Raw genomic sequence first — 15,536 nt, forward strand, 5'->3', positions numbered from 1 at the left:
CGGCGGCGAAATTACGCGATCGCGGAAGCGTCTCCGACCCGCGAAGCCATCCCGGCGCAGCGTTCACCCGGGCCGATCGGAACAAACGCCTGGCATCGCCGTTTGCGGGGATGGTTATGTTCGCTCCACTCGATATGCATGGCGAGAAGCGCGCCGATCTCCACCGGGCCGCAAGGCTGTCGATGCTGCATGAGCGCGTGGTGAAGCGCTTCGACAGGGTCGACCATTTCGCCGATGCCGCGGAGACGGCCGCGGCCGCTTTCGTCGAGGCCACCCATCGGCCGGCCATCATGGCCCCTCCATTCAGGCCGATCAGGAAATCACAACAAATGGCGGCCGGCTGGACACTTGGGCTGTGAGTTCCCGAGGGGCGGCATGAAACGGTCAGGCAGACGGCCGAGCTTCATCACAAAGCGAGGTTGACGTTCCGGATCAGGCGCCCCGGGGCTTCCCGCGATCACCGACAAACCCAATCGCCACCGCGACCGCGACCAACCCCGCGGCCACCGCAAAGGTCATTGCCATCCCGTGCGCGACTGCGGCCGGGGCCGCCGCCGCGATGTCCCTCGTCCCCACGGCGAAGGCGAACACCGCGCCCATCACCGCCGCGCCGGTGACGAGGCCGAGATTGCGCGAGAGGCTGAGCATGCCCGACACCACGCCGCGCTCGCTGCTGTCGACATCGGCCATGACGGCGGTGTTGTTGGCGGCCTGGAAGAGTTGGTAGCCCGGCGTCAGCACGGCGATGGCTGCCGCGTAGCCGGCAACGCCGAAGAGACTCGGGAGTGCCGCGAGCGCGGCGCAGCCGGCGACCATCAGCGCCAGGCCGGCGACGACCATCGCGGCCGCACCCAGCCGGTCGACGATACGCCCGGCAATGACGCCGCAGACCGCCGAGACCACGGGGCCGATCGACAGCACGGCTCCGGTCGCCGCTTCGCTCAAGCCCAGCGCGCGCGACAGAAAGAACGGGCCGACGACCAAGGTGGCCATCATCACCGTCGAGACCAGCGCGTTCATGGCGAGGCTCGGCGCCAGCACCCTGTCGCGCAACAGCGCGAGCTTGACCAGGGGCGACGCCACCCTGGCCTCGGCGACGACGAACAGCGCCGCGCCGACCATGGCCGCGCCGAGCAGCGCCGCGTTGAGGCCGCCGAAATGGCCGCGCCCGATGGTCATGGCCAACGCATAGGCGGCAAGGGTGGCGGCGAGCAGCAGCGTGCCCGGTACATCGAAGCGGGCCTTCGCGCCCGTCGCCTGGCGCACGATGCCCGCCGCCGGCAGGGCGCGCCAGGCGGCAAGCAGCGCGACGCCGCCCAGCGCGGCATTGACGAGGAAGATCGAGCGCCAGCCGAGAGCGGCGATCAGCACGCCGCCGAGCGAGGGGCCGAGCGCCGTGCCTATCGCGGACATGGTGCCGAGCAGGCCCATGGCGCTGCCGATGCGCTCTTTCGGCACCGTCTCGCCGACGACGGCTATCGTCAGCGCCATCATCACCGCCGCGCCCAGCCCCTGCACGGCGCGCGCGGCGATCAGCAGCGCCAGCGACGGCGCGAGCGCGGCCGCAAACGAGGCGGCGCTGAACAGCGCCAGGCCGGCGATCAGCAGCAGCCGTCGTCCGACGAGATCGCCGAGGCGCCCGACGCTGACGATCAGCGCCGTGATGGCGAGCAGATAGGCGAGCACCACCCATTGCACCGCCGGAAAGGACGCGGCGAAGACCACGCTCAGCGTCGGCAGCGCGACATTGGCTATGCTGGTGGCGAGCGAGGAGACGAGCATGGCCAAAGACAGGCTGGCCAGCGCGCCCGCCGTCGAGCGGCTTACGGGCGCGGCGCGGATCTCAGCAATATCGGCCATGATGTCTTCTCCGTCGGGTGAACTCGGCGGGAAGATAGGCGTCCAGCCGATATGGCGGAACGCGCAGCATTTGCACTTGATCAGTGCATGAAACGCCATGTCATCGAGCGACAACCATGCTATGGTTGCGCTTATGTCGCGACCCGATCTCAACCTGCTCGTCACGCTGGATGTGCTGCTCGCCGAAGGCAGCGTCGCCAAGGCGGCGCGGCGCCTGAAGCTCAGTCCTTCGGCGATGAGCCGGGCCCTGGCGAGGCTGCGCGAGGCGACCGGCGACCCGCTGCTGGTGCGCGGCGGGCGAGGCCTGGTGCCGACGCCGCGCGCCGTCGAGCTTGGCACGGAGGTCGGCCGGCTGGTGAAGGAGGCGGAAGCGGTGCTGCGGCCCGCCGAGCGGCTTGACCTTGACGGCTCAACCGCAGCTTCACGCTGCGCAACAGCGACGGCTTCGTCGAGAATTTCGGCCCGGCGCTGTTGGCCCGCGCGTCGCGGGAAGCGCCGGGCGTGCAATTGCGCTTCGTGCCCAAGCCCGACAAGGACAGCGGCCCGATGCGCGAGGGCGCGGTCGACCTGGAGACCGGCGTGATCGGCAATACGACCGGGCCGGAGGTGCGTTCGCAGGCGTTGTTCCGCGACCGCTTCGTCGGCGTCGCGCGGGCCGGCCATCCCTTGAGCGAAGGCCGCGTCACCGCCGCCCGCTTCGCCGCCGGCCGCCACATATTGATCTCGCGGCGCGGGCTCGATCGCGGCCCGGTGGATGACGCGCTGGAGCTCGCCGGGCTGACGCGGACAATCGCGACCGTGGTCGGGGGCTTCGCCGAGGCGCTGGCGCTGGCGCGCGGCTCGGACCTGATCGCCACGGTGCCGGAGCGCTATACGGGCACGCTGCGCGAGGGCCTGTTCACCTTCACGCTGCCGGTCAAGCTTGCCCCGCTGACGATCTCGCTGTTGTGGCATCCGAGGCTCGATGCCGATCCGGCGCATCGCTGGCTGCGGGGGCTGGTGAAGGAGGTGTGTGGCGGAACGCGTAACCCCGGCCCTTGAGAGGGATTGACGCGGCGAGGAAGCAACCACGCGCCACGGGACTCTTCTTTAACATTAGCTCTTACTAACGTATAATATGGGAAGAAAAAACCGTGCCGTTCATGGAACCCGTGGCATGTTCACCGCGTTGCCGGGCGCTTTTGAAACAGCCGGAGGCTCGCTTGAGCGAATTCAGGAAGTTCGCCTGCCCCCGGTGCCTGGGCGCCGGCAAGGTGTTCGAGTGTGAAAAGCAGGTGGCGTCGAACGGCTCATGCTGTCCCTCGGGCATGTTGCGCGACAATTGCCCTGGACAACGGGTTTCCTGCCAGGCCTGCAACGGAACCGGCCTGCGCGGCTACGGCGCACCCCCTCTCTTGCAGGACTGAGCCGCGACAGGGCGATCACGGCATCTGGGCTGGCGAGCCTGTGGCACATGTGGAGGATCTGAAAGATCGCGACGCGCTTCAGGCGCTGGCGCCACCCATCAGCGCCGCGACCAATGTCGCCAGGAAGACAAGCAGCCCCAATGCGAGTCGATCCAGCCACCCCCGCCGCCTGGCAAGGATCTCGAACAACCGATTGGTCATCGCAACTTCCCCCCTTTCGCTGCGCGATACTCTACCATGCCTTTCATGAGAACATCATGAAATGACTCACACAGCCTCCGATGCCGCTTCAAGGGGAAATCGGCCGCTGCCGGCCGCCCGATGGCGCGCGGCCAAATGCACCCAAAAAAAGTCGGGGGCAGCGGGAAATGTCGGCCGGCGAAAAATCAGCCTATTCAAGCAGATAGGCATATAAGCCCGGTCAAGCGCGAAAAGCCCGGAATTCCGCCGTTTCGCGGCGGCGCCGGAATGGCCGCAAGGGACATTTCCGGCACAAAAACGCGGCGCAAAAGCCGCTTCCAGCCGACCGCTGCCGGCGTTGACAGGGCACCGCGCCAATGGCACTCCGCAAGCACTGGTCACGCCATGACCGTTGCTGTTGGGGACGGACGGGGTTTCAGCAGCTTGGCGGCGGCGCCGGACGGGCGGGCACCTGCAGTGCACCGCCCGCTCCTGGCCGACCCGGCTCCAACTCTAAAACAGCTTGCTTGAAAACCGATCGGGTCGACGGCGCGTTCCTGGGATTTCAGAACGTGAGGCCGCAGGACCGCAAGGCGGCGGTCACCGCCGAAAGCCTGTCACGTCTGGTCGCTATATGGCTTCTTCATCGGCTGTCTCGGCCCGATCGACGATGGGATCAGGACCGCAAGATATGCCCTGCGTCCGCCGCGTCGAGCGGGGGCCGAATTTGACCGCCCTGCAACTGACGCCAAACAATTGGCCGGCAAGCCGAGAGGCCGCCGGCCGATTGTCATCCGCGTCCGCGTTACTCCTTGACGTTCGAAGGAATGGCAATCGCAACGACGCTCGACAGCTTCTGGCGCTTCGACAGCGCCGGCTTCTCGTAAGTCTTCTTCATAGGGAACCCCTTTGCCCGGTTTTGCGCCCGCACCACGCAACGCCAAAGGTCTCCCGTCAAAGAAAATCCGTGTCATCGAAGCACGATGAGGACTGACTGCGAGCGAAAGCATGTGGGCTGTGGCGCGCCGGCAACATCCGGCGCCGTCCTCCGACAGACCTTTGAGACCCGCCTCGGCTTAACCCGCGTGTTGCAGCCAACGGCGGTCGAACACGTCGAGGATGGCGCGGAATTCGGCCGGCGGAATCTGGCCGACGTCGCCCGCGCCATCGGCTCCGAGGAATCGCCCCAGCAGCCGGTCTACGGCTTCGGGATGCTCGATGGCGATGCCGAGCGCCGCCAGATCGGTGGCGATCGACCCCTGCGGCAACAGATATCCGCCCCATTCGGGGGCGCCCGGCACCGGATCGCGCAGGCGCACCATGATGATCCTGGTGAACGAGGGCTGCGCCTCGGGGCCAATGATGGCCGTACCGCACATATAGCCGCCCAGCACGCTGCCCGGCTGCGACTGGGGGAACAGGCTGAAGAAGAACTGGGCGTCGCCGCCGGCCTCCCTGACATGGATGTACAGGCCGCGCTTTGCCGGCGTCACCGGGCCGCCCAGCACGAGCTGGCCGGTCGGCAACGCCTCCCGGTAACGGGCGGTGAGGCCGTGCACGCCCGGCCCGCCCTCGATCGACAGGCTGCCCTTGATGAGCTGGCCGCGATAATAGGGCGACCATGCGCGCGAATAGCAGGCATAGGTCCCGATAAGCGCGATGCTGTGGGCGCGGTCGTCATGCGCGGAGGCTGCCTCGAACTGCTGCGCGGCGTGCCGTTCGAGCGCGACCCGGTCGACGCCGTGACGGGCGCAGATGGCGGCGGTGAAGCTCGGCAGATCGCTTTCGGCGATCCACGCGCCGGGCTGCTCCAGCCGCAGCAGCTTTGCCCAGTCTTCGTAGACGCTGAGCTCGCGCGGATGAGCCCGGCCCTGCAGCCACTTGTCGGCACGGCCGAGATCGAATGTCGTCCTGGCGTTGACGGCACGGAACGCCGCCGCGAGATCCTTGCGCGTGACGGTGCCGAGCAGGGCCGATGTCAGCCTCAGCTTCTGCGCGATATGTTGTGCCATCGAACCGCCCCTCGGACCCCGTGCCCTTCCGAGAAATCATGCCCGGCCATTGCCGGCCGCGGCTGCCCGACGGCACGGCGTCGACTTGTGATGATACGCATGCTCGCCACGCGACGCGCCGGACTTTCGTCCTGCGCCCGATGTCCGGCGCTGCCACCTTCCACAGGCCCAGGCCGTGGAAATTCCGGAGAATTCCACGCCCTTCCACATGGCCGGCCTTTGCCCTTGTGCAGCCGGCGCTAAGCTCTTTTCGGGCAAGGGCGGACCATCATGAAAAATGCGCTGAATGCGGGGCTCGAGCACGTCATCCCCTTCCTTCGTGGAGGTCGACGGCAAGCAGGTCGCGCTGCTCGACGCATCGGGCTTCAAGCAATGAGGAGGCCGCAGAACCAGGAAAGGAAACCTGCCATGAAGATCGTCCTATCCGCGCTATCGGCGCTTCTCCTCTCGGTCGCGCTGACGCAAGGCGCCGGGGCCAAGACGAAAATCCTGGTGACCGAAGACAAGGCCGCCACAACGGGCAAGCATCGGCCGCCGCTCGATCAGACGGCAACCGGCGGCATCGTGCCTTTGGCGGGCCAGACGCCGAAGACCGGGGATCCGGGCCAGGCCTATCCGCAGCCGCTGGACCTGCATTTCTGAAGCGCGTCGCGATCCTTCGGATTCGCTCCATGCGCTTTATCCCGAAACCGGTTCCCGCTTTCGGGAGACATGCTTTAGGACGACTGCAGGAAAGCAGCGGGCGAACGACCCAGCCGACAGCCACCCGGCCAGCCTGAGGGCTGGGGGGCTTAGCGCCGCTGGCAAGGCGGCGCCTGCCCGCGCGCGGATCTCAGGGGCTGCGGTCCGCGCGGGCCAAGCGCGCGCCCTTCTTCTCCAAGTCGTTCTTGACGAATGGACCGCGAGCCGGAAAGCTCGGCCTCGGCGCCGCGATGGCGCAGTGCGACGAGGGAGGCCATGCCATGCCGGGCGCCGACGAAAAGCTTGCCGCGCTCGGCATCGTGCTGCCGCCACCCTTGAAACTTCCGCCGGGCATGGTGCTGCCCTTTCCCTGGGTGAATGTGCGCGGCGACCGCGCCTATATTTCCGGCCATGGGCCGCAGGAGCCGGACGGCTCGCTTGCCGGCCCGTTCGGCGCGGTCGGCGAGAGCGTGTCGCTGGACGAGGCGCGGGCATCGGCGCGCAAGGTCGGGCTGTCGATGCTCGGCAGCCTGAAGCGCGAGTTCGGCAGCCTCGACCGGATCACCGGCTGGTGCCGCGTGCACGGCATGGTCAATTCGGCCTTGCGCTTCACCGAGACGCCGGCGGTGATGAACGGCTTTTCCGACCTCATCCTCGAGGTTTTCGGCCCGGAGATCGGCCGCCACGCCCGCACGGCGATCGGCGTCGCCGCCCTGCCCCTGAATTTCCCGGTCGAGATCGAGGCCGAGGTGGTGATTGAGAGCTCCTGACGTCCCCATTGCCGGCGCCGTCACGGGCGATTGCCCTGCCTCGAGGCGGAGAGCAGTCGATCCGGCACCGGGCGGCTTGACCAGGTCATGGCCGGCGCGATAGGCGAGCGCACGCCACTCAATCGAGGAAAGACTGACCCGCCATGACAGACGCCATCGTGAAAGACAGCAAAGGCACGCCGCTGAAGGATGGCGACTCCGTGACGCTGATCAAGGACCTCAAGGTCAAGGGCACATCCGAGACGATCAAGCGCGGCACGCTGGTGAAGAACATCCGCCTCACCGGCAATCCCGGCGAGATCGAATGCAACACCAAGCAGGTGAAGGGCCTGGTGCTGAAGACGGAGTTCCTGAAGAAGGCGTGATTGCGGGGGGCCAATCTCCCCTTATGTTGCACTGCGTTAGATTTGTTGCATTGCGATATCGGCGCATAGGGCCGAGGCTTTGCCGCAGGCGGGATACGAACGAGCATTCACGAGGTTCGTATTCGTGTCAGCATCGGCGCAGGATTTCCGACCCGATATCGAAGGGCTGCGAGCGGTGGCCGTGGCTGGCGTCGTCGCCTACCATTTCGGCCTCAAGGCGCTGCCGGGCGGCTTTGTCGGGGTCGACATCTTCTTCGTCATCTCGGGCTATCTGATCACCAGGCATCTGGTCGCCGAGATATCCGAAACAGGCCGGCTCGACCTCTTGCGCTTCTATGCCCGGCGCGCGCGGCGCCTGTTGCCGGCAGCATTGTTCGTCATCGCCGCGACGCTTGCCGCCGGCGCGCTCATCCTGTCGCCGGAGGAGCAGGCGCTCTATTCCAAGGGCGCGATGTTCGCCTCGGCCTATATGATCAATCTTTGGCTGATCCGCTGGTCGTTCGACTATTTCGCCAATGACGCCACATCGAACCCGTTCATCCATTACTGGTCGCTGTCGGTCGAGGAGCAGTTCTATCTCGCCTGGCCGGCGCTCCTGATGCTGGCCGCCCGGCTGGAGCGGTTCGCCGTTTCAAGGAAGCGACGAACCGCTCCAGCCTTTCGCTTTGACGCAATTCCGGACGGAAAACCGCTTCACACTTTTCCTGGAATTGCTCTGAAGCCCGGCAAGCGCGCCATCATCGTTGCCATCGGCGTCGTCGGCCTCGTCTCCTTCATCCTCTGCGCCTGGCTGACGAGCGTTTCGCAGCCATGGGCGTTCTACTTCTCGCCGCTGCGCGCATGGGAATTTGCCGCTGGCGGCCTCACATCGATGGCGCCGGCGCGGCTGTTGCAGACGCGTCCGCTGCTGGGGCGGGCGTTGAGCCTGACCGGCCTCACGATGATCGGGACCGCTTATCTCACCTTCAGCGAGGACGCTCCCTTCCCCGGCTTTCTGGCGCTTCTGCCTGTCGCCGGCACGGTCCTTCTGCTCAAGGCGGGAGCGGCCGGCGCCAGGGACGGCTATTCACCCAATTCCGGACGGAATTGGGTGAATGCCGCCCTGGCGCTGCCACCCTTGCAATGGACCGGCAGGCTCTCCTATTCGATCTATCTCTGGCACTGGCCGGTCATCGTCTATGCCGGCATGCTGGCGCCGGAGCTGACGCCCATCGAGCGGCTCTGCTGCCTGGCGCTGACGCTGGCGCTGTCCGCCCTCACCTACCACCTCATCGAGAACCCGATCCGTCGCAACGGCTGGCTGACGGCCAATGCGGCGCGGGCGCTGGTGCCGGCCCTCCTCCTGACCGGCACCGGCGTCGCAGCCGCCTATGGCAATGCCAGGCTTGCCGTGCGCGACCTCGATCCGCAGCAACGCATCATCGCCGCGAGCGCGGCCGAGCCTTCCACCGCCCGCGCCAGGGCGGGCTGCGTGCAGGACTATGAAACAGTAACGCCGGCCCCTTGCGTGTTCGGCGACGGGCGGCGCGTCATCGCTCTCTTCGGCGACTCCCACGCCGACCACTGGTCGACGCCGCTGATCGAGGCGGGCCGGAAGAACGGCTACCGGGTGGTGACGTGGCTGAAGAACTCCTGCCGCGCCTCGCGCATCAGCGTGTGGTCGGCCGAGCTCAAGCGCCCCTATGCCGAATGCGACCGCTGGCGCGAGCAGGCGATCGCCGGGATCATCGAAGCGAGGCCGGCGCTGGTGGTCATCTCCGAGTTGGCGCTGGCCAGCGGGCGCAAGATGGCGGGCCGGGGCGGCGACACGGCAAGGCAGGATGCGGAATGGCGGGCGGGCCTGCGCTCCACCCTCACCAGCCTGAGCAAGGCCGGCCTCAAGGTCGCCTTCATCCGCGACGTGCCGTTCAACAACGCCAACGTCGACACCTGCGTGGCGCGGGCGCTGTGGCGGGACGAAGCGCCCTCGCGCTGTGACCAGACGCGCGCCTACGCCGCCAACGACGCGATGGCGGCGGTGGAGCGCGACATCGTCGACAGCATCCCCAACGCTGCTTACGTCGACCTCACCGACCGCTTCTGCAACGCCACCGTTTGCCACGCCTTCATCGACGGCAAGCTCGCCTTCCGCGACCAGCACCATATGGCCACGCCCTTCGCGGAATCGCTGGAGCCGGAGGTGGAAAAAAGGGTGATTTCGAAGGTGGGAAGGTAGGGCAACGACACCCATGGCGGCGGCCTGGCGCATGGATTGTCCAATGTAGCGCTGGTCGACCCCCGCTCCATCTCGGCTTCGCCGAGCCACCTCTCCCCCGATCGACTGGGTAGAGGAAAGGCACCAGGCCTTTTGCCGTCAACGCTCGTCCAGCAAGGCTCCCTTCCTTTCCCTCCGGAGGGGGGAAAGGTGGCGCTGCGAAGCAGCGACGGATTGGGGGAACCACGCGGCAATCAAGCTTCAGGTCGATCAGTTACGCCAGCCGCGGAAGATGTGCGCATAGGGTAGACGCAAGAGGGGAGATCAGCAGCTTCGGCGCCGTCCCCCTACCCCACCACAACCACAAAATGCTTGGTCACCGGCTCGAGGATCTTCCACGTGCCCTTGAAATCCGCCTCGACCACGAAGGCGTCGCCGGGGCCGACTTCGACCGGCTGGCCGCCGTCGGGCGTGATGATGATGCGGCCGGCGATCATGTGGACGAATTCATAGTCGGTATAGGTGGCATGATAGGTGCCGGGCGAAGCGCGCCAGGTGCCGGACATCACCTTGCCGTCCTCGGTGGTGTGCTGCACGGCGGTCTGCATGGTCGGCCTGCCCTCGACGACGATCCAGCCCGGCAGGTCGCCGGCTTCTGCATGCTCGATGGCGCCGAATTTGAGAATGGTGGGTCTGGTCATCGAATGCTCCTGGTTTCGCCGGAATTGGCTGGCGACGGCATAGCCGATGACGGCATGCGTTGCACGCAGCGTTGCGACAACGGCAGACGAGGTGGCGACGGTTTTGATGCGGCGATCAGCTGTAGCACATTAGCAACACGTAACGGACGTTCCGCAGGGCTTTCGGCATTAAGCATCGCTGTCCCGTTTCGGGACTGGCATCCGTCTTGCTATGAAGAGATTGCCGGTGTCCTCCCGCCGGTCCTGATCGGGGGATCAGGTTTAAATCTCGCCGGGCCTGTGGGCTTGGGCATCAGGGTCAGACCCGGCGAGTTTTTCTTTTCCACCGTTGCGCCGACTGGTCCGCCTTCACTCCGCCGCCTGCAGCTGCTTGCGGCGCGCCGGCTGGCGACGACGGCGGTGGGCGGGCTTCAGCGAGACTGCGGGCTTGTCGGACAGCGCGCCGGTCACCGCGCCGACCATGCCGAAGGCGACGAAGTCGGCATTGAGAGTGGCGGCCAGTTCGGCCGCCGCTTCGCCATCGCCATTGCCGACCTCCGACCAGAAGACGATGCCGACGCGGAGCTTGGCCTTGATGCGCTTCAGCCGCCGCACCATGAAGCGCGCGTGCTGGGTGGACTGGCGGTTGAGGAAGCCGATGACGACCGTGTCGGTGGTCTCCAGGTCGAGGCGGCGGACCGCCGAGGGTTCGAGGTCGGCGAAACTCGCGCGCGTCGCCTCGGCGCCCTGCACTTCCAGCACCTGCGCCAGCATGGCGGCGGCGGCGTCGTCGAGCTCGCCGCGCCCGCCGGCGCAAAGCACGGCGCGGCCGGAGCCGTCGGGCAGGTCAACCTCCTCGCCGGCCCCCTCCTCGACGGGCTTGCCGTCACCTGCCTTCTTCTCCGGTGCCTGCTCCGGCGCCTGCTTGCCCGCCGCCTTATCGCCCGTCTCTGGTGCCTGCCCGGTCTCCTCGTCCTCGGCTTCCTGCTGGGCGCTGTCGTCGAGATTGGCGACCAGCGTCATGGCGCTGTCGGCGACCTGCCGGCGCTGCGCGTCATCCATGACGCCGCGGCCACGGTCCTGCTCGCCGAGCAGCAGCGCGGGAATCGCGACCTGGTCGTAGAACTGGAACAGGTATTTCTCCTCCAGCATCTCCTCGGCATGGTCGGTCGCCTCGTCCGGGTCGCCGGCCAGGAGCCGCTGGTAGAGCCTGGCATGCGGCTCCAGCACCGGCTCGTTGCCGAACAGGACGTCGAGGAACTCGAACTGCGGCACGTGCCGGCCGAGCACCACCAGGCAGACGGTGAGCGGCGTCGACAGCACCAGGCCGATCGGCCCCCACAGCCAGGTCCAGAAGATCGCCGCCACGATGATGGCCAAAGGCGAGAGCCCGGTATGCGAGCCGTAGAGCCACGGCTCGATGACGTTGCCGGTGACGAGCTCCACGACGACGAAAAGCGCGGCCGTCCACAACAGCAGCGACCAGCCGGGCGCGACGGCCAAAGCCAGGAACAGCGGCAGCAGCGCGCCGATGATCGGGCCGATATAGGGCACGAAGCGCAGCGCCAGCGCCAGCAGGCCCCAAAGCAGCGCGTTGGGAATGCCGAGCACCCAGAGCCCGATGGTGATGGGCACGGCGTAGATAATGTTGACCACCAATTGCATCAGCAGATACTGGCCGACGCGCTTGCCGGCATCCTGCAGCGCCTGCGTGGTGCGATGGAGGTCGCCATAGCCGACCAGCCGGATGAAGCGGTCGCGCAGGTCCTCGCGTTCCATCAGCATGAAGATGACGACGATGACGACGAGGCCGGCGGAGCCGAGCGGACTGAGCAGCGGACCGATCAGGTTCTGCAGCACCTCGAGCGGCTTTTCATGCGAGACGACCTCGACCGGGATCGGTTCGCGCTTCGGCGCTTGGGCGGCCGAGGGCAGCTGCGGCTCCTGGCGGTCGATCTCCTGCCCGACGCGTTCGATGACGCCGCTGAGGCGCGAGATGATGCCGCCGCCGAGGCCGTTTTCCTTCAGCGCGCGGACCTTGGTCAGGATGTTGATCTGGTAGACGGGGATGTTCTGCGCGAGGTCGCTGACCTGGGTGGCAACGATGAAGGAGAACAGCGAAAGCGCCGCGAAGGCGCCGGCGACGCTGGCGATGACCGCCGCGATGCGCGGAACGCCGGCGCGCTTCAGCCAGGACACGACAGGCGCGATGGCGAAGGTCAAAAGCAGCGCGACCGCGATCGGCAGGAACACCTCGCGCCCGAAATAGAGCGCGGCGACCGTGATGACCACGCTCGCCACCGTCGGCAGCGCCGTGCGCGGATGGCCCCTGGAAGCGGCGAGCAGGCTTGCCAGCCCCGGCTCCGACGCCCCGTTCCCGCGATTGGCCGCCACCATCGAGCCTCCATGCCGTCCGCGCGGCGATGATCCCAGATACTTCGCCGGCGTGCAACGCGCCGACGCCCGGTCGGTTGCAGTTGCCCTAATAAATATCGGGGCTCATGAGGTTGCGTGGATGAAGCGACGCGCCGGATCAGGCTCGCCTGGCGACCTGGCCACGTTGTCTTGCCCAAGGGCCGCGGCCGAGGCTTCCTGGAACATGAGCCGCGTGAAACCGTTATCTCGTCGAAGGGGCATCCTCGAAACACAGGAGGCAGCGATGAAAAAGCTTCTGCTTGCTTCGATGATCGCCATCGCCTCGGCGTTCGCGATCGCGCCGGCCAGTGCGGCCAGCGTTCAGCTCGGTATCGGCGTCGGTCCGGGCTATAGTGACGACTACTACGGTGACTACTACCCGCACCGCTACTACCGGCACGTCTATGATGACGATTACTACACGCCCTATAGGGAGCGTTATGTGATCCGCTATCATCACCGCCATAATTGCCGCACCGAACTGGTGACCCACTGGCGTCACCACCACCGCGTGGTGGAGGAGGTGCGCGTGTGCGGTAACGGCTACTACAACAACTACTAAACGAGCCTAACTGGATCGCGCGAAGGGCCTTTTGGCTGGTCCGCGCGATCCTTTCGCCTTGCATATGGTCGCTTCGGACGCTCACGAAGCCTTCAAATGTTGCTGATCGTGCATGGCGGCGCAATTTTTCGGCATGCCGCGCGTTATCATGGGCGAACCTTCAGGAGGAGGTTGGCATGAAACAGTTCCTGCTTGCCTCGGCGACCGCGCTCGCCGGCGTGGTTGTCATCGTCGCGCCTGCGGACGCAGGCAATGTGTTCCTCGGCGGCAGCTATTTCGACTACGGCCCCTTCGGCGATTTTTACGACAGTTACAACCACGCTCCGGTCTACGGTTCCTATTGGGGCGGCTCCTATCTTGATGACGGGCCAGGCTACGGCCCAACCTACGGCAACGACTATGACGGCGGCTATGTCGCCGCGCCGTCCCGCCATCATGTCGTAAGCCGCGGCCGCCATTGCCGGATCGAAATGGTGAGAACCCGCGGCGGTGGGCACCGGTTCACGCGGCAGGTGCGTGTCTGCGGCTAAAGCGCGTCGCGCTGAACCGGATTCAGGCGACGCGCTTTAAGTCTTTGTTTTGATGCATGTCGTTGTCCCAGAACCGCTGCGCACTTCTGGGCGACATGCATTTGCCTCTTCGCCGCCAGGAACCAGGCATGGCTTCAAATCCGGTGATTTTTCGCACAAAGCCCACAGCCCGCTGGCAGCTTTTCGGCTTGTAAAGCGTTGTCAATGCGAACCCTCAGGAGGAGGTTGCCATGAAAAAGCTTCTACTTGCCTCGGTGATCGCCGTCGCGTCAGCGGCGGCGACGGTCGCGCCGGCGGATGCGCGCGTGTTTTTCGGCATCGGCATAGGCCCGCCCGGCGGTTACTACGACTACGGGCCGCCGCCCTTCTACCGCCCGTACTATGGCTACCGCGACTATTATGACGATTACTACCCGAGCTACGTGGTCCGCTACCCGCACTATCGGTACTACCGGTACCACAGGTACTATTACGTCTATCACCACCGGCACCACCATCACCACTACTGGTACCACCATAGGCACCACCACCACCGGCACTACTACAGGTACTAGGTGGCGGGCGGCTGGCCAATCTCCCCCCTCTCGTGGGGGAGATTGGCACTTCGCGCGGCTTGCAAATCCTTCCCGGCATGCCATCTAACTTACCGGCATCCAGGAGAATCACGTGACGCAGCGAAGCGGCAGCGCCGACCTGCCGCTGCATGGCGGGCGGGTTCCGAAGTGGCTGGGCGAGCGCATGACCAAGCTCGGCGCGGTGCTGTGCGAGGCGATCATCCACCATTACGGCCGCGACGAGCTTTTGCGGCGTCTCGCCCATCCCTTCTGGTTCCAGTCCTTCGGCGCCGTGATGGGCATGGACTGGCACTCCTCCGGCATCACCACTTCCGTCATCGGCGCGCTGAAGCGCGGGCTGAACCCGATGGCCGGCGAGCTCGGCATCCATGTCTGCGGCGGGCGCGGCGCGCATTCGCGCAAGACGCCGGGCGAATTGCTGGCCATCGGCGAGCGCGTCGGCCTGGACGGCGATGCCCTCGCCACCGCCAGCCGGCTGGTGGCCAAGGTGGACAGCGCCGCCGTGCAGGACGGCTACGACCTCTACCTGCACGGCTTCATCGTCGCCGATGACGGGCGCTGGGTGGTGGTGCAGCAAGGCATGAACGGCGACGCCCGCCAGGCGCGCCGCTACCACTGGCTCTCGGAAGGCTTGACCAGCTTCGTCGACCAGCCGCATGCGGCGATCGAGGGCGAGCGCCAGGGCGAGATCATCAACCTCACCGACCATCGCGCCGAAAAAGCGCGCGGCGGCCAGGTCGAGCTGCTCAAGACGATGAGCCCGGAAAAGATCCTGAGCGAGCTTGCCGTGCTGGAGCCTCAACCCGAGCCGGAGCCTGCCGCGCAGCCGCTGCTGCCCAACCTCGTCATGCCGGCGCATCACGACGTGCGCGAAAGCGATATCGTCATGCGCCGCCTGCACGGCAACATCGCCTCGGCGATCGAAAGCGGCCCGAAGGATTTTCCCGAATTGCTCTTGGTGCCCGGCGTCGGCCCGCGCACGGTGCGGGCGCTGGCCATGGTCTCGGAAGTGGTGCACGGCGCGCCCTACCGCTTCTCCGACCCGGCGCGCTTCTCGCTCGCCCACGGCGGCAAGGACCGCCACCCCTTCCCGGTGCCGCTGAAGGTCTATGACGAGACGATTTCGGTGCTGAAATCAGCGGTGGGCAAGGCGAAGCTCGGGCGGAGTGAGGAGTTGGAGGCGCTGCGAAGGCTGGATGGGGAGTCACGCCGGATGGAGCGGTATGTGACGGGGCCGAGCCTGAAGGAGATCGTGGCGGGGGAAATGGACCAGTCGCATTTGTTGGGGGGAAGGAGTGTGTTTGGG

At 66.4% G+C, this 15,536-nt stretch carries 15 protein-coding genes and 1 pseudogene; 11 read left to right on the top strand and 5 right to left on the bottom strand.

The window, feature by feature from the left end; all coding sequences use genetic code 11:
- Window positions 1-116: 116 nt before the first annotated feature.
- Window positions 117-359: a hypothetical protein gene (locus tag DPM35_RS28485; RefSeq protein ID WP_112130563.1), complete on the top strand. Its 243-nt coding sequence runs from the start codon at window positions 117-119 to the stop codon at window positions 357-359.
- A gap of 73 nt (window positions 360-432) precedes the next feature.
- Here the strand turns inward: DPM35_RS28485 and DPM35_RS28490 are convergent, their stop codons facing one another.
- Window positions 433-1,860, bottom strand: coding sequence for an MFS transporter (locus DPM35_RS28490; protein ID WP_112130653.1), 1,428 nt, complete (start codon window positions 1,858-1,860; stop codon window positions 433-435).
- 133 nt (window positions 1,861-1,993) lie between these two features.
- On the opposite strand from DPM35_RS28490, the pseudogene DPM35_RS33000 reads away from it, so the two are divergent.
- Window positions 1,994-2,901 (top strand): annotated as a pseudogene (locus DPM35_RS33000) (LysR family transcriptional regulator).
- A 161-nt stretch (window positions 2,902-3,062) separates the two neighbouring features.
- On the top strand, window positions 3,063-3,266 hold the full coding sequence (locus DPM35_RS32265; protein WP_146768006.1) for a hypothetical protein: 204 nt from the start codon (window positions 3,063-3,065) through the stop codon (window positions 3,264-3,266).
- 78 nt (window positions 3,267-3,344) lie between these two features.
- On the opposite strand, the gene DPM35_RS33180 is transcribed toward DPM35_RS32265, so the two are convergent.
- A complete protein-coding gene (locus DPM35_RS33180; protein WP_281004648.1) occupies window positions 3,345-3,467 on the bottom strand; it encodes a hypothetical protein in 123 nt (40 codons plus the stop codon).
- A 1,055-nt stretch (window positions 3,468-4,522) separates the two neighbouring features.
- Window positions 4,523-5,458, bottom strand: a complete 936-nt coding sequence (locus DPM35_RS28500) for a hypothetical protein (protein ID WP_112130565.1) — start codon at window positions 5,456-5,458, stop codon at window positions 4,523-4,525.
- A gap of 408 nt (window positions 5,459-5,866) precedes the next feature.
- Here DPM35_RS28500 and DPM35_RS28505 point away from each other — a divergent pair, with 408 nt between their 5' ends.
- The 4 genes from DPM35_RS28505 (at window position 5,867) to DPM35_RS28520 (ending at window position 9,489) form a co-directional block, all read left to right on the top strand.
- The gene (locus DPM35_RS28505; RefSeq protein ID WP_112130567.1) at window positions 5,867-6,100 is read left to right on the top strand and encodes a hypothetical protein; all 234 of its coding nucleotides are present in this window, start codon (window positions 5,867-5,869) and stop codon (window positions 6,098-6,100) included.
- Window positions 6,101-6,420: 320 nt separating this feature from the next.
- Complete coding sequence (locus DPM35_RS28510; RefSeq protein WP_112130655.1) at window positions 6,421-6,909, top strand: RidA family protein; 489 nt, start codon at window positions 6,421-6,423, stop codon at window positions 6,907-6,909.
- A 143-nt stretch (window positions 6,910-7,052) separates the two neighbouring features.
- Window positions 7,053-7,274, top strand: a complete 222-nt coding sequence (locus tag DPM35_RS28515; protein ID WP_112130569.1) for an alkylphosphonate utilization protein — start codon at window positions 7,053-7,055, stop codon at window positions 7,272-7,274.
- 124 nt (window positions 7,275-7,398) lie between these two features.
- Window positions 7,399-9,489 (top strand): acyltransferase family protein, encoded by a 2,091-nt coding sequence (locus DPM35_RS28520; protein WP_112130571.1) that lies wholly within the window; start codon window positions 7,399-7,401, stop codon window positions 9,487-9,489.
- 326 nt (window positions 9,490-9,815) lie between these two features.
- Here DPM35_RS28520 and DPM35_RS28525 read toward each other — a convergent pair whose 3' ends face one another.
- Together DPM35_RS28525 and DPM35_RS28530 are read right to left on the bottom strand one after the other, a co-directional pair.
- Complete coding sequence (locus DPM35_RS28525; protein WP_112130573.1) at window positions 9,816-10,169, bottom strand: cupin domain-containing protein; 354 nt, start codon at window positions 10,167-10,169, stop codon at window positions 9,816-9,818.
- 348 nt (window positions 10,170-10,517) lie between these two features.
- Window positions 10,518-12,545 (bottom strand): AI-2E family transporter, encoded by a 2,028-nt coding sequence (locus DPM35_RS28530; RefSeq protein WP_112130575.1) that lies wholly within the window; start codon window positions 12,543-12,545, stop codon window positions 10,518-10,520.
- A gap of 262 nt (window positions 12,546-12,807) precedes the next feature.
- On the opposite strand from DPM35_RS28530, the gene DPM35_RS28535 reads away from it, so the two are divergent.
- The 4 genes from DPM35_RS28535 to DPM35_RS28555 all read left to right on the top strand — a co-directional run.
- Window positions 12,808-13,125, top strand: a complete 318-nt coding sequence (locus DPM35_RS28535; protein WP_112130577.1) for a hypothetical protein — start codon at window positions 12,808-12,810, stop codon at window positions 13,123-13,125.
- 176 nt (window positions 13,126-13,301) lie between these two features.
- Entirely contained in the window at window positions 13,302-13,655 is a 354-nt protein-coding gene (locus tag DPM35_RS28540; protein ID WP_112130579.1) for a hypothetical protein, read from the top strand.
- A 230-nt stretch (window positions 13,656-13,885) separates the two neighbouring features.
- On the top strand, window positions 13,886-14,209 hold the full coding sequence (locus DPM35_RS28550; RefSeq protein ID WP_112130582.1) for a hypothetical protein: 324 nt from the start codon (window positions 13,886-13,888) through the stop codon (window positions 14,207-14,209).
- A gap of 112 nt (window positions 14,210-14,321) precedes the next feature.
- Window positions 14,322-15,536 (top strand): DUF763 domain-containing protein (locus DPM35_RS28555; protein WP_112130584.1); only part of this gene is annotated, 1,215 nt, incomplete at its 3' end.

The sequence above is a fragment of the Mesorhizobium atlanticum genome (assembly GCF_003289965.1).
GTDB lineage: Bacteria > Pseudomonadota > Alphaproteobacteria > Rhizobiales > Rhizobiaceae > Mesorhizobium > Mesorhizobium atlanticum.

What these genes read in the sequence shown, in the direction of transcription:
- DPM35_RS28500 (WP_112130565.1), bottom strand. Translation starts at nt 5,458, where the DNA reads ATGGCACAACATATCGCGCAGAAGCTGAGGCTGACATCGGCCCTGCTC.
- DPM35_RS28505 (WP_112130567.1), top strand. Translation starts at nt 5,867, where the DNA reads ATGAAGATCGTCCTATCCGCGCTATCGGCGCTTCTCCTCTCGGTCGCG.
- DPM35_RS28515 (WP_112130569.1), top strand. Translation starts at nt 7,053, where the DNA reads ATGACAGACGCCATCGTGAAAGACAGCAAAGGCACGCCGCTGAAGGAT.
- DPM35_RS33180 (WP_281004648.1), bottom strand. Translation starts at nt 3,467, where the DNA reads ATGACCAATCGGTTGTTCGAGATCCTTGCCAGGCGGCGGGGGTGGCTG.
- DPM35_RS28525 (WP_112130573.1), bottom strand. Translation starts at nt 10,169, where the DNA reads ATGACCAGACCCACCATTCTCAAATTCGGCGCCATCGAGCATGCAGAA.
- DPM35_RS28490 (WP_112130653.1), bottom strand. Translation starts at nt 1,860, where the DNA reads ATGGCCGATATTGCTGAGATCCGCGCCGCGCCCGTAAGCCGCTCGACG.
- DPM35_RS28535 (WP_112130577.1), top strand. Translation starts at nt 12,808, where the DNA reads ATGAAAAAGCTTCTGCTTGCTTCGATGATCGCCATCGCCTCGGCGTTC.
- DPM35_RS28550 (WP_112130582.1), top strand. Translation starts at nt 13,886, where the DNA reads ATGAAAAAGCTTCTACTTGCCTCGGTGATCGCCGTCGCGTCAGCGGCG.
- DPM35_RS28485 (WP_112130563.1), top strand. Translation starts at nt 117, where the DNA reads ATGTTCGCTCCACTCGATATGCATGGCGAGAAGCGCGCCGATCTCCAC.
- DPM35_RS28540 (WP_112130579.1), top strand. Translation starts at nt 13,302, where the DNA reads ATGAAACAGTTCCTGCTTGCCTCGGCGACCGCGCTCGCCGGCGTGGTT.
- DPM35_RS28510 (WP_112130655.1), top strand. Translation starts at nt 6,421, where the DNA reads ATGCCGGGCGCCGACGAAAAGCTTGCCGCGCTCGGCATCGTGCTGCCG.
- DPM35_RS28530 (WP_112130575.1), bottom strand. Translation starts at nt 12,545, where the DNA reads ATGGTGGCGGCCAATCGCGGGAACGGGGCGTCGGAGCCGGGGCTGGCA.